We start from the raw sequence: 13,742 nt of genomic DNA, 5'->3' as shown, positions 1-13,742 counted from the left end.
GGCTGGACTGTCCGGCGCCTACCATTTGCGGCGCGCCGGTCTGGAGCCCGACCATGACTTCGTCGTGCTCGACCACGCCCCGCGTCCCGGCGGCGCCTGGCAGTTTCGTTGGCCCTCGCTGACGTACGGCAAGGTGCACGGCATGCACGCGCTGCCCGGCATGGAACTCACCGGAGCCGACAACAGCAGACCCTCCTCCGAGGTGATCGGTGCGTACTTCGACACGTACGAGCGCACCTTCGACCTGCGGGTTCACCGGCCGGTCGAGGTGAACGCCGTGCGCGAGGGCGATGGCGGACGGCTGCTCGTCGAAACGTCCGAGGGTACGTACGCCACCCGCGCCCTGATCAACGCCACCGGCACCTGGGACCGGCCGTTCTGGCCGCGTTACCCGGGTCAGGAGAGCTTCCGGGGGCGGCAACTGCACACCTCGAACTACCCTGGGCCGGCGGAGTTCACCGGGCAGCGCGTTGTGGTGGTCGGTGGCGGTGCCTCCGGTACGCAGCATCTGATGGAGATCGCCGAGGTGGCGGCCGAGACGTACTGGGTGACCCGTCGGCCGCCGGTCTTCCGGGAGGGGCCGTTCGACGCGGACCGGGGGCGGGCCGCCGTGGCGATGGTGGAAGAGCGGGTACGGCGCGGGCTGCCACCGCAGAGTGTGGTGAGCGTGACGGGGCTGCCGCTCACCGACGCGGTCCGGCTCGCCCGTGAGGAAGGGGTGCTCGACCGGCTGCCGATGTTCGAGCGGATCACGCCGACCGGGGTCGCCTGGGACGACGGCCGGACGGTCGAGGCGGACGTCATCCTGTGGGCGACGGGATTCCGGGCCGCCATCGATCACCTCACCCCGCTGAAACTGCGCGAGCCCGGCGGTGGCATCCGCGTCGACGGCACCCGGGCCGTACGGGACGGACGCATCCATCTCGTCGGGTACGGGCCGTCCGCCAGCACGATCGGGGCCAACCGGGCCGGGCGGGCCGCAGTGCGTGCAATCACCCGCCTGCTGCACGAGACCGGGACCGGGACCGATGCGGAGGCAGAGACGGGAACGGGGACGGGGGCGGACGAGGCGCTCGCGTCCGCCGCCGTGTGATCCTGCGGGTGCTCAGCCCCCGGACGCGCTGCGGCGCCTGCGGTTGAACTCCTCCACGTTCCTCTGCTGTTCCGCATAGCTGCTGGTGAAGCGGGTGTCCCCCGGCGCGACCGTGACGAAGTACAGCCACGGTCCGGGCGTGGGCGTGATCGCCGCCACCATCGCCTGCTCCCCCGGGTTCCCGATGGGTGTCGGCGGCAGGCCCTTGCGCTCGTAGCTGTTGTAGGGGCTGTCGATCTTCGTGTCGCCAGTGGTGGTGTGCAGGGTACTTCGGTTCAGCGCGTAGTTGAGCGTGGAGTCCATCTGGAGCGGCACGCCCCGGTCGAGCCGGTTGTAGATGACGCGGGCGACCTTGCCCATGTCGCGCTCGGTGTCCGCTTCCGCCTGCACGATGCTCGCGATCGTCACCGTCTGGTACACCGAGACGCCATTGCGCTGCGCGCCCGCGGTGATGTGGTCCGCGCCGAAGCGCTCGACCGCCGTATCGGCCATGTACCTGAGCAGGCTCTGCGGGGTGGTGTCGGACGTGATGGGGTACGTCGCCGGGAAGAGGTAGCCCTCGGGATTCCCCTTCGCGGCGGCCGGGAGCGGCAGATCCGCCGTGCCGACGGTCTTCTCGGTGGTGCCGGGTGCGACGGCCAGGGTCTTGTCGACCGCGGCGTACACCTGGGACGCCCGCCGGCCCTCGGGGACCACCAAGGGGTGAACCCGTTCGACCTTCGGCCCCCGCAGGAGCAGGGGTACGAGGACGGCGGCCGCCACGGCGAGGGCGAGGACGAAGCCGATGAGCAGCACCAGACGGCCGCGCCGGGTCGGGTGGAGAGTGCGGCGGGGCGGGGTGTCAGGGGACTGGTTCACCATGCGGGCACGCTATCCCGCTGTCCGGAATGCCAACCTGGACGACACGACCCCACGCCCACGAACAGAACACACGAACACGGGATCGGGTGTTCGCTGGAACGCGTGATCGTTTCGCCATTCGTTGCTCAACTCCCCTGTGGCGGATGATGATTACAGGGCGCAAGCGACGGGCTGCAGACCGCGACTGCGCTGTCCCGCAGATGCACCATGCACAAGGAGAAACACCGAATGAACCTCATCACCAACCTGCTCGCCGGCATCGTCCACTTCGTGGGTTGGCTCGTCTGACCACCGCTTCGCCCGGCGCCGTCGCTCCCCGTCCCACGGGAGCGGCGGCGTCGCCGCGTGTACGGCCTCGGCGGGGCACGCCCGAACCCGCCGATCAGCCTGTCGCGGGCGCCAGTTGGGTGTCCCGACGGACCAGGGCGGCGTAGCGCCCGTCCTGGTGGAGGAGTTCGTCATGGCTGCCGCGCTCCGCGGTACGACCGCCGTCCAGGACCACGATCTGGTCGGCGTCGCGGACGGTGGAGAGACGGTGCGCGATGGTGATGGTGGTGCGCCCTGCGGAAAGCGCGTCGATCGCTTCCTGCACGGCGAATTCCGTACGGGTGTCAAGGGCGCTCGTCGCCTCGTCGAGCACGAGGACGGGCGGGTCGCGCAGGATCGTACGAGCGATGGCCAGGCGCTGTTTCTCGCCGCCCGAGAAGCGGTAGCCGCGTTCACCGACCAGGGTGTCGTAGCCGTCGGGCAGTGAGGCGATGTGGTCGTGGATCTGCGCCGCACGGGCAGCCGCCTCTATTTCGGCGTCGGTCGCGTCCGGCTTGGCGAAGCGCAGGTTGTCGGCGACCGAGGCGTGGAAGAGGTAGGTCTCCTGGGAGACCACGCCCACGGCCCGGGCCAGGGTTTCGAAGTCCAGATCGCGTACGTCGACGCCGTCGAGCGTGACCCGACCGCCGGTGACGTCGTAGAGCCTGGGCACCAGATAGCTGAGCGTGGACTTGCCGGACCCGGTGGGGCCGACGACCGCCAGGCTGCCGCCGGCCGGAACGGTCACATCGATGCCGCTCAGGGTCGGACCGCTCTTCTCGTCGTAGCTGAAGTCGACGCCCTCGAAGCGGATCTCGCCGCGGATCTCGTCCAGCCGGACGGGGTTGTCGGGCTCGGTGATGTCCACTTCGAGGTCGAGGTACTCGAAGATCCGCTGGAAGAGCGCGAGGGACGTCTGCATCTGCACGCCGGTGGAGAGCAGGCTCACGGCGGGCCGGAAGAGGCCCTGTTGGAGGGAGACGAAGGCGACGAGCGTGCCGATGGAGACGGCGGGGCCGCCGGACTGCAGGGCGAGGCCCGCTGCCCAGTAGATGACGGCGGGCATGGCGGCCATGACGATGCCGATCGTCGACATCCGCCACCGCCCGGCCATACTGGAGCGCACTTCGAGATCGACCAGCTTCTCGGACTCCTCGGCGAAACCCTGGGTGAGGGAGTCCGCCCGGCCCATCGTCCGGCCCAGCAGGATGCCGCTGACGGAGAGCGATTCGGTGACCGTGGCCGCCATGACCGCCATCTGCTTCTGCCGCCGGGTGGTGATCTTCTTCCGCTCACGGCCGACCCGGCGGCTGATCCAGACGAAGACCGGCAGCAGGAGGAGCGAGACGAGGGTGAGCCGCCAGTCGAGCGCCAGCATGGCGACGACCGTGGCGAAGACCGCGGTGAGGTTGGAGACCAGTGACGTCGCGGTGGAGGTGACGGTCGCCTGCATGCCACCGATGTCATTGGCTATACGGGACTGCACCTCGCCGGTGCGGGTCCTGGTGAAGAAGGCGAGCGGCATCCGCTGCAGCTGGGCATAGACGGCGGTGCGTAGATCGTGCATGACGCGCTGGCCGACTGTGGTGGAGATCAGGGTCTGCAGGACTCCGAAGACGCTGTTCATGACGGCGGTGAGGATCATGCCGAGGGCGAGCAGCGACAGCAGTCCCGTACGACCCTGCGGGATGGCGGTGTCCAGGATTTCGCGCAGCAGGAACGGCGAGGCGACCGACACCAGCGACGAGGCGCCGACGAGCAGTCCGACCAGGGCCAGGCGGCCTCTGTAGGGGTGGAAGAGGCGCAGGATGCGGCGCAGCTGCGCGGGCGGGCCGCTTCCGTCCCGGGGCGGGGGTGTCCAGGTGATTTCGTCGGGTTTCATGGGCTCCTTCGTCAGGCGTGCGTCGGGCGTACGGCAACTCGTCTCGCATCCGGGAACTCGAAATCCGGGGACTCGAAGCTTTTGAGAGCATAGCTCATTGTTACCTATACTCACAATGCACAAGGTCCTGATACTGTTCGGCCATGGACTCCTCCGACGCCGATGGCGTGCTCGCCGAGCAGTTGCTGCGGGTGACCCGCAGACTCCAGCGGATTCAGAGCCGCCAGCTGGAGCCGATCGGTATCACTCCCGCACAGTTCCGGCTGCTCCGCACCGTCGCGCATTACGACGGCCCTCCCCGGATGGCCGATCTCGCGCAGCGGCTCGACGTCGTCCCACGCGCCGTGACCAGCCTGGTCGACGGCCTGGAGGCCAGTGGCCGGGTGCGCCGCGCCCCCGATCCGGACAGTCGGCGGGTGGTCCGGATCGAGATCACCGAGGACGGTCTCGCCACCCTCCGGTCGCTGCGCGACGCGCGCCGGGCCGCCGCAGAGGAGATCCTGGCTCCATTGACCGCGGATCAGCGCGAGGTGCTCGGCGGGCTGTTGTCCGCCCTGGTCAACGGAATGCCGGAGCGCCGCTGCTGAACCGGCGGGGACGCGCACCCGCCCGATGGGTGCCGCGTGCGTGCCGTCGCCGTCAGAACCGAACCGTACAAGCGCAAACCGCACGAACACACAAGTACAGAACCGCCGAGGAGAGCTCGACATGCCACTGCTGGAGCCGAAGCCGGAAGCACTCCGCCCTACTGCGGTGCGCACCCCGTCCGTGGACCGGGTCCCCGACCGGCAGGCTCCGGGGACGCCGGAACCGCTGCGCGGCGAGCTGATCGACCTGCTGGGCCCGGAGAAGGTGCTGTGGAAGGTCTCCGACCTGGTGAAGTACGCCTCCGACGCCAGCCCCTACCGGTTCGTCCCCCAGGTCGTCGTGGTCCCGGAGGACATCGACGACATCTCGGCGATCCTGTCGTACGCGCACGGCAAGGGCCGCGAGGTCGTCTTCCGGGCGGCCGGCACCAGCCTCAACGGCCAGGCCCAGGGCGAGGACATCCTCGTCGACGTACGCCACCACTGGACGGGCATCGAGGTCCTGGACGGCGGCGCGCGGGCCCGTATCCGGCCCGGGACGACGATCCTGCGCGCCAACGCCACCCTCGCCCGGCACGGCCGGCTGCTGGGCCCCGACCCGGCCAGCGCCATCGCGTGCACGATCGGCGGGGTCGTCGCCAACAACGCCTCCGGAATGACGGCGGGGACGACCCGCAATTCGTACCGCACCGTCTCCTCCCTGACCTTCGTACTGCCGAGCGGTACGGTCGTCGACACCGGAGACCCCGCGGCGGACGAGGACCTGGCCCGTGCCGAGCCGCGGCTGTGCGAGGGGCTGCTGGCACTGAAGGCGGAGATCGAGGCGGATGCCGGGCTCACCGCCCGGATCCGTACCAAGTACGAGATCAAGAACACCAACGGCTACCGGCTCGACGCCTTCCTGGACGGCTCGACACCCGTGCAGATCCTGCGCGGTCTGATGGTCGGCTCCGAGGGCACCTTCGGCTTCATCTCCGAGGTCGTCTTCAACACCCTGCCGCTGGATCGCCGCGTCTCCACCGCCCTGTTGTTCTTCCCCTCGCTGACCGCGGCGGCGGCCGCCGTGCCCGGCTTCAACGAGGCAGGGGCGATCGCCGTCGAGCTGATGGACGGCCATACGCTGCGCGCGTCGGTGAGCGTCCAGGGCGTGCCCGCCGACTGGGCCGAACTGCCCAAGGAAACCGCGGCGCTGCTGGTGGAGTTCCGGGCTCCGGACGAGGCGGGCCAGGAGGCCTACGAGAGGGCGGCGGCAGCGGTCGTCGAAGGACTCGACCTGGTGGCCCCCGTGGCGTCGGTGACCAATGAGTTCACCCGCGACGCCAAGGCCATCGCGGGCTACTGGAAGGCCCGCAAGGCATTCGTCACCGCGGTCGGCGGCTCCCGGCCCTCGGGTACGACGCTGATCACCGAGGACTTCGCGGTGCCGCCCTCCCGGCTGGCCGACGCCTGCGAGGCGCTGCTCGGGCTTCAGGCGGAGCACGGCTTCGACGCCGCCGTCGCCGGTCACGCGGCGCACGGCAATCTGCACTTCCTGCTCGCCTTCGACGCGGCGAAGCCGTCCGACGTCGATCGCTACGCCGCATTCATGGACGACTTCTGTCGGCTGACCGTGGACCGCTTCGACGGCTCGTTGAAGGCGGAGCACGCCACCGGCCGTAACATCGCCCCCTTCCTGGAGCTGGAGTGGGGTCCGAAGGCGACCGAGCTGATGTGGCGCACGAAGCAGATCATCGACCCCGACGGGGTGCTGGCGCCCCGCATCGTCCTCGATCGCGACCCCAAGGCCCATCTGCGCGGGCTGAAGACCATCCCCGAGGTCGAGCCGATCGCCGACCCCTGCATCGAGTGCGGCTTCTGCGAACCCACCTGTCCCAGCCATGATCTGACCACCTCGCCGCGCCAACGGATCGTGCTGCGGCGGGAGATGATGCGCCAGTCCGGCGGATCCCCGGTGGAGGCGCAGCTGCTCGACGCGTACGGCTACGACGCCGTCGACACCTGCGCGGGCGACTCGACCTGCAAGCTGGCCTGTCCGGTCGGCATCGACACCGGCGCCATGATGAAGGACTTCCGCCACCAGCGGCACTCGCCGCGCGAGGAGCGCATCGCGGCACTCACGGCGAAGAACTTCAAGGCGGTGGAGGCGGCGGCCCGGGTCGCGGTCGCCGCGGCCGACCGGATCGGCGACCGGCTCGGCGACGGGCCGCTGGAGACCATCACCGGGCTCGCCCGCAAGGCCGTACGCCCCGATCTGGTGCCCGAGTGGCTGCCCGAGATCCCCGGTGCCGCCGCCCGGAAGCTGCCCCGTACCTCCCGTGTCGGGGCGAGCGCGGTCTATTACCCGGCGTGTGTGAACCGTATCTTCGGCGGGCCCGAGGGCCATCGTGGCCCGTCGCTGCCGCAGGCGGTCGTCGCCGTCTCCGCCCGCGCCGGAAAGCCGGTATGGATTCCGGACGATGTCGCGGGCACGTGCTGCGCGACGATCTGGCACTCCAAGGGGTACGACGAAGGCAATGCCGTGATGGCCAACCGCATCGTGGCGGCGGCCTGGGGCTGGACGGCGGGCGGAAAGCTGCCGCTGGTCGTCGACGCCTCGTCGTGCACGCTGGGCATCGCCCATGAGGTGGTGCCGTATCTCACCGACGACAACCGGGAGTTGCACCGGGAGCTGACCATTGTCGACTCCCTCGTCTGGGCAGCCGACGAACTGCTTCCCGAGCTGACCGTCCTCCGGAAGATCAGTTCGGCGGTCCTGCATCCGACGTGTTCCATGCAGCATCTGAACGACGTGGATCAGCTGCGTGCGGTCGCGGAGGCGTGTGCGGAGGAGGTCGTGATCCCCGACGACGCCGGGTGCTGCGCCTTCGCGGGCGACCGCGGCATGCTGCACAAGGAGTTGACTGCCTCCGCAACGGCGAAGGAGGCCGCCGAGGTGAACGCGCGCGAGTACGACGCGTATCTCTCGGCCAACCGGATGTGCGAGATCGGAATGGACCGGGCCACGGGGCACTCGTACTACTCGGTGCTGATGGAGCTGGAGCGCGCGACGCGGCCGGGGGCCGTTGTGCGCTGATCTCGGACCGTCCGGCGACCGCCCCGCCCTCGGTCGCCTGACGGTACCGATCATCCTGTCCCGGACTGCCAAGCACTGCCCACTGCCTCGGGCCACCCCGGGCTTCCCTGGACCATAGGCCGCTGTACCCAATCGCCGGGCGGGCTCGGATGCCGAGCACGCCCGGCTTCTGCATGCCCACAAAAGTCCATGGTTTCGGCACAGGAGTCCAATCACTCCCCTTGCGCATCAGCAACACCAACTACCAGGGTCCTTACCGAGGTTCATTCAACAGCCGCGCACGTCAGACCCCCCTTCTGGAGGATCGATGAACGACGCAGCACAGCAGAACGACGACGGTACGCGGGACGGCGAAGACGGCTCGGTGAGCCGCCGCTCGGTCCTGTGGACGACCGCCACGGTGGCCGGTGCCGGGATCGGACTCGGCGGTCTCGCCAGCGGCACCGCGGCCGCCGCCACCCCCGGCCGGAACCCGGAGGCCGCCGGCGCGGCACAGCCGGATCAGGCGGCCGCCCCGAAGCGCCAGGGGCGCACCATGGTGGGGGTGCCGTTCGACCGGCGTTCCACCGTAAGGGTCGGCCTGGTCGGCCTGGGCAACCGCGGTGGCAGCATGATCGACCTCTTTCTCGCCGTCGGCGGCGTGCAGGTCGTCGCCGTCTGCGACCCGGTCAAGGCCAAGGCGGAACGGGCGGCCGCGAAGGTGACCGCCGCGGGTCAGCCGGCCCCCGCCGTCTACACCAACGGCGAGGACGACTACCAGAATCTCTGCAAGCGCGGGGACATCGACTTCGTCTATGTGGCGACGCCCTGGGACTTCCACTTCGAGATGGCGAAGACCGCCCTGCTGAACGGCAAGCATGTCGGCGTGGAGTGTCCCATCGCTCTCCAGCTCGACCAGCTGTGGGAGTTGGTCGATCTCTCGGAGCGCACCAGACGCCACTGCATGCAGTTGGAGAACTGCTGTTACGGGCGCAACGAGATGCGGGTACTGCGCATGGCGCATGCCGGGCTCTTCGGCGATCTGCTGCACGGCGCGGGCGCGTACAACCACGATCTGCGCGGCCTGATGTTCGATCCGGGGTACTACGAAGGGCCCTGGCGCAGGCTGTGGCACACCCGGTTGCGCGGCGATCTCTACCCCAACCACGGCTTCGGTCCGGTCGCCAACTACATGGACATCAACCGTGGCGACCGTGCGGTGAGCATCACCAGTGTGGGCTCACCGTCCCTGGGGCTCGCCGAGTACCGCAAGAAGCACATGCCGGCCGGTGATCCGAGCTGGAAGGAGACCTATATCGAGAGCGACCGGACGATCAGTCTCGTCCAGACCGCCAAGGGACGGGTCATCCGGCTGGAGCACGATGTATCCACTCCGCATCCGTACTCGCGGATCAACAGCCTGGGCGGTACGAAGGGTGTCTTCGAGGACTATCCGGCCCGTATCTACATAGAGCCCGACCACACCGACGACAACTGGGGCGACTTCTCGAAGTACACGCAGTGGGACCACTGGCTGTGGAAGGAGCATGCCAACCCGCCGGGCGGTCACGGAGGCATGGACTACATGCTGGTGTTCCGGCTGATGCAGTGCATGCGGCTCGGTCTCGTCCCTGACTTCGATGTGTACGACGCGGCGACGTGGACGTCACCCGTGCCGCTCAGCCATCTGTCCATCAAGGCGAAGGGCGCGCCGCAGCAGATTCCGGACTTCACGCGCGGTGAGTGGAAGAAGGCCCGCTCCGGCATGGATTCGAAGGATCCGGAGGGTCCGGGGAAGGCCTGACCGGCCGACGCGAGGGATGAGGGTAAATGCGGGGCCCCGACCGGTTCGGTTGAGCCGGTCCGGGCCCCGCAGTGCTTTCCCCCTCCCGCTTGCTCGCTCGCTCGCGACACCATGGCGTGAAAGGTGCCCATGGAGAAAATCGATTGCTCCGACGGACCTTCCGGGGTGAACCTTGCACGGTTTGAGTCGTTCACCGAACAAACCGGCACACACCGACCCATGGGACGTCATGCAGATTCGCGATCTTCCGTACCCGGATCCTGGCGATCCCGATGTCCGGTCGGGCCCACGCTTCCTGCTCTGGCTCGGCCGCAATCAGCTCCGCGGTCAGCTCAAGTCCCTTTCCTGGGGGCTGTTGCACCAGTGTTCCCTGGCCGGATTGCCACCGGCCGTCGGCTTCGCCGTGCAGGCCGTCGTCGACCGTTCCGGCAGCCGCCTCGCGTGGGCGGGCGGCCTGATCGCGGTCCTGGGTGTGCTGATCGCGCTGGGCGACACCATGCTTCACCGGACCGCCATCACCAACTGGATCACCGCCGCCGCGCGCGTGCAGCAACTGCTGGCCCGTAAGACCGCGGAGCTCGGCTCGGCGCTGACCCGCCGGGTCGCCGCGGGCGAGGTCGTCGCGGTCTCCACCGGTGACGTGGAAAAGATCGGCTGGTTCGTCGAGGCACTTTCCCGCTTCGCCGCGGCCGCTGCCGCCCTCGTACTGATCTGCGCGGGGCTCATCCTCTATCTGCCCTCGCTGGGCATCCTGGTGACACTCGCCATGCCGTTGCTGGCCCTGGCCGTGCTGCCGCTGCTCCCCCGGGCCACCCGGCGCGCCGACCTCCAGCGCGAGAAGGCGGGCAAGGCCACCGAGCTGGCCTCGGACACCGTCGCCGGGCTGCGGGTGCTGCGCGGGATCGGCGGCGAGGAGCTGTTCCTCGGCCGCTACCGGCGCGCCTCGCAGGAGGTCCGCAAGGCCGCGGTGCGCAGTGCGCGGATGTGGTCACTGATCTCGGCCATCCAGGTGCTCCTGCCGGGTGTGCTGCTCATCTCGCTGGTCGTGTACGGGGCGACACTGGCCCGCGACGGCCGGATCGAGGTCGGTCAGCTGGTCACGGTGTACAGCGCGGCGACGCTGTTGCTGTTCCCGCTGCGCCACTTCGAGGAGATCGCGATGGCGTACTCCTTCTCACGGCCCTCCGCCAAGCGCGCGGTCCGGGTGCTGTCACTGCACCGCACGGACCGGCCCTCGACCGTCGACGCCGCACCGACCGGCGATCTGTACGACCCGGTCACCGGGCTGATGGCCCCGGCGGGCCTGTTCACCGCGGTGGTCTGCGGCGACCCGGACGAGGCGGGAAGGCTGGCCGAACGGCTCGGCGGCCACGCACACGAGGACAAGGACGCGACCGGGAACCAGAACGGGGACGAGAACGAGGACAGGAACGCGTCGAAGGACTCGACGCGCGAGGCGGACCACAACGGGCCGGAGAACAGCGGGCGCGCCTCCACGGACGGCGTCACGACGGAGCGGAAGACCCCGTCCGTCCTGCTCGGTGGCGTACCGCTGGACGAACTCCCGCTGGACTCCGCCCGGACCGCGGTACTGGTCCAGGACAAGGACCCGGTCCTGCTCTCCGGCACGCTGCGCGAGTTGCTCGATGTTCCGGCCTCAAGGCGGGTGTCCGCCGAGGATGCGCTGTCCGCCGCCCAGTGCGGTGATGTGCTGGACTCGTTGGCGCAGGCGTCCGTCGCCACGGACGGCGACCCCATGGCAACGCGGATCACCGAACGCGGGCGTTCGCTCTCGGGCGGTCAACGCCAGCGGCTCGCCCTGGCCCGCTCCTTGGTGACCGACCCGGAGGTGCTGGTACTCGACGAGCCGACCTCCGCCGTCGACTCGCACACGGAGGCCAGGGTCGCCGCCGGAATCAAGGGTCTGCGTCAGGGCCGTACGACCGTGGCGTTCGCCTCGTCGCCGCTGCTGCTCGACCTGGCGGACCGGGTGGTGCTGGTACACGACGGCACGGTCGTCGCGGTCGGCGCACACCGTGAACTGCTGCGTACGGACCTGCGTTACCGGGCGGTCGTGGCGCGCGAGACGGACGACGAGACCGCTGTCACGGCCGCTCAGGGCACACTCAGGACGATCGAGGAAATCGAGGAACGGGCATGATCGGCGTCGCAGAACCGGCGTACGACCCGGCCGCACCGGAGTCGGCGACGACCCTGCCGGTCGGCACCCCCACCACCGTACGGAGCTATGTACGAGAGCTGCTGCGGCGTCACCGCAAGCCGTTCGCCGTGCTCGTCACGTTCAACGCCATCGCGGTGATCGCCTCGCTCACCGGCCCGTATCTGCTGGGCGGGCTGGTCGAGGATCTCGCCGACGGCGTCACCGACCTCCATCTGGAGCGCACCGCAGGGGTGTTCGCGCTCGCGCTGATCGTGCAGACGGTCTTCACCCGGTCGATGCGTCTGCGCAGCGCGATGCTCGGCGAGGAGATGCTGGCCGATCTCCGCGAGGACTTCCTCGTACGGTCGGTCGGGCTGCCGCCGGGCGTGCTGGAGCGGGCCGGGACGGGTGATCTGCTCTCCAGGATCACCACGGACATCGACCGGCTGGCCAACGCGATGCGCGAGGCCGTGCCGCAGCTGGCGATCGGTGTGGTGTGGGCGGGGCTGTTGCTGGCCGCGCTCACCGCGACCGCTCCGCCGCTGGCGCTCTCGGTGCTGATCGCCCTGCCCGTCCTGGTCATCGGCTGCCGCTGGTACTTCAAACGGGCTCCGTCCGCGTACCGTTCGGAGGCCGCCGGATACGCCGCGGTCGCGGCGATGCTCGCGGAGACCGTGGATGCCGGGCGGACCGTGGAGGCGCACCGGCTGGGTGCGCGCCGGGTGGCGTTGTCGGACACGCGCATCCGGCAATGGACCGCGTGGGAACGGTACACACTCTTCCTGCGTTCCGTGCTCTTCCCCGTCATCAACGCCACCTATGTGACGATTCTCGGCGCGGTGCTGATGCTCGGCGGCTGGTTCGTCATCGAGGACTGGCTGACCGTGGGACAGCTGACGACGGGGGCGCTGCTGGCACAGATGATGGTCGATCCGATCGGCCTGATCCTGCGCTGGTACGACGAGTTGCAGGTCGCACAGGTGTCGCTGGCACGGCTGGTGGGCGTCCGGGACATCGAACCGGACGCGGGCGACGCGGAGGTGGTCCCGGACGGCCGGGACGTACGCGCCGAGGAGGTGCGCTTCGGCTACCGCGCCGGGCTGGATGTCCTGCACCGGGTGTCGTTGGACATCGCGCCGGGTACGCGCCTGGCGCTGGTCGGCCCGTCCGGGGCCGGAAAGTCCACGTTGGGCCGGCTGCTTGCCGGGATCTACGCGCCGCGCGCGGGTGAAGTGACGCTCGGTGGTGCGGAGTTGTCACGGATGAAGGCGGAGCAGGTACGTACGCATGTGGCGCTGGTCAATCAGGAGCACCACGTGTTCGTGGGTTCGTTGCGGGACAATCTCCTGCTGGCGCGTGCCGGTGCCGGGGACGCCGAGCTGTGGGCGTCGCTCGCGGCGGTCGACGCGGACGGCTGGGCGCGGGCGCTGGAGGAGGGGCTGGACTCCGAGGTCGGCTCCGGCGGTTTGGCGCTGACACCTGCTCAGGCCCAGCAGATCGCCCTGGCCCGGCTGGTCCTGGCCGATCCGCACACGTTGGTGCTGGACGAGGCGACGTCCTTGCTGGACCCGCGGGCCGCCCGGCATCTGGAGCGGTCGCTGGCCCGGGTGCTGGACGGCCGTACGGTCGTGGCGATCGCCCACCGGCTGCACACCGCGCACGACGCGGATGTGATCGCGGTTGTCGAGAGCGGCCGGGTCAGTGAACTGGGCAGCCACGACGAGCTGGTGGCGGCGGACGGCGCCTATGCGGCGCTGTGGCGCTCCTGGCACGGCTGAGGAGCGAGCGGCCACCGCCTCGGCGCCGATCAAGAAGTGGGCGACGCGCACAACGTCGCTGTCATCGCGACTGACCTTGAAATCCCCGACTGCGAGGAACTGTTCGCCTGGCTTCACCGCACTCCGGGGCGGCCCGTTTCCATTCCGCGCGATCACCCCACCTCGAAGCGGGACTGCCGCAGAAGGACATCGGGAGCTCGCCGGACGCAGCCCCGGAG

General features: G+C 69.6%; 8 protein-coding genes. 6 read left to right on the top strand and 2 right to left on the bottom strand.

Annotation, left to right across the window (positions count from 1 at the left end; genetic code table 11):
* Positions 1 to 1,093 (top strand): NAD(P)-binding domain-containing protein (locus ACFU8Q_RS14700; RefSeq protein ID WP_384452790.1); only part of this gene is annotated, 1,093 nt, incomplete at its 5' end.
* 12 nt (positions 1,094 to 1,105) lie between these two features.
* On the opposite strand, the gene mltG is transcribed toward ACFU8Q_RS14700, so the two are convergent.
* Together mltG and ACFU8Q_RS14690 are read right to left on the bottom strand one after the other, a co-directional pair.
* Positions 1,106 to 1,954, bottom strand: coding sequence for an endolytic transglycosylase MltG (gene mltG / locus ACFU8Q_RS14695; RefSeq protein ID WP_384452787.1), 849 nt, complete (start codon positions 1,952 to 1,954; stop codon positions 1,106 to 1,108).
* A gap of 382 nt (positions 1,955 to 2,336) precedes the next feature.
* Complete coding sequence (locus ACFU8Q_RS14690; protein WP_384452784.1) at positions 2,337 to 4,142, bottom strand: ABC transporter ATP-binding protein; 1,806 nt, start codon at positions 4,140 to 4,142, stop codon at positions 2,337 to 2,339.
* A 143-nt stretch (positions 4,143 to 4,285) separates the two neighbouring features.
* On the opposite strand from ACFU8Q_RS14690, the gene ACFU8Q_RS14685 reads away from it, so the two are divergent.
* From ACFU8Q_RS14685 to ACFU8Q_RS14665, 5 genes are all read left to right on the top strand, one after another.
* Entirely contained in the window at positions 4,286 to 4,729 is a 444-nt protein-coding gene (locus tag ACFU8Q_RS14685) for a MarR family winged helix-turn-helix transcriptional regulator (protein ID WP_384452781.1), read from the top strand.
* A gap of 121 nt (positions 4,730 to 4,850) precedes the next feature.
* Entirely contained in the window at positions 4,851 to 7,802 is a 2,952-nt protein-coding gene (locus tag ACFU8Q_RS14680; RefSeq protein WP_384452778.1) for an FAD-binding and (Fe-S)-binding domain-containing protein, read from the top strand.
* Between the two features lie 307 nt (positions 7,803 to 8,109).
* A complete protein-coding gene (locus ACFU8Q_RS14675; RefSeq protein WP_384452775.1) occupies positions 8,110 to 9,585 on the top strand; it encodes a Gfo/Idh/MocA family protein in 1,476 nt (491 codons plus the stop codon).
* A gap of 229 nt (positions 9,586 to 9,814) precedes the next feature.
* Positions 9,815 to 11,746: an ABC transporter transmembrane domain-containing protein gene (locus ACFU8Q_RS14670; RefSeq protein ID WP_384452772.1), complete on the top strand. Its 1,932-nt coding sequence runs from the start codon at positions 9,815 to 9,817 to the stop codon at positions 11,744 to 11,746.
* Entirely contained in the window at positions 11,743 to 13,524 is a 1,782-nt protein-coding gene (locus ACFU8Q_RS14665; RefSeq protein WP_384452769.1) for an ABC transporter ATP-binding protein, read from the top strand. Before ACFU8Q_RS14670 ends, ACFU8Q_RS14665 begins: the two co-directional genes overlap by 4 nt.
* The last annotated feature ends 218 nt before the right edge of the window (positions 13,525 to 13,742 follow it).

This window comes from Streptomyces sp. NPDC057543, from assembly GCF_042801895.1.
GTDB lineage: Bacteria > Actinomycetota > Actinomycetes > Streptomycetales > Streptomycetaceae > Streptomyces.
This window is presented reverse-complemented; position numbering and strand designations above follow the sequence as displayed.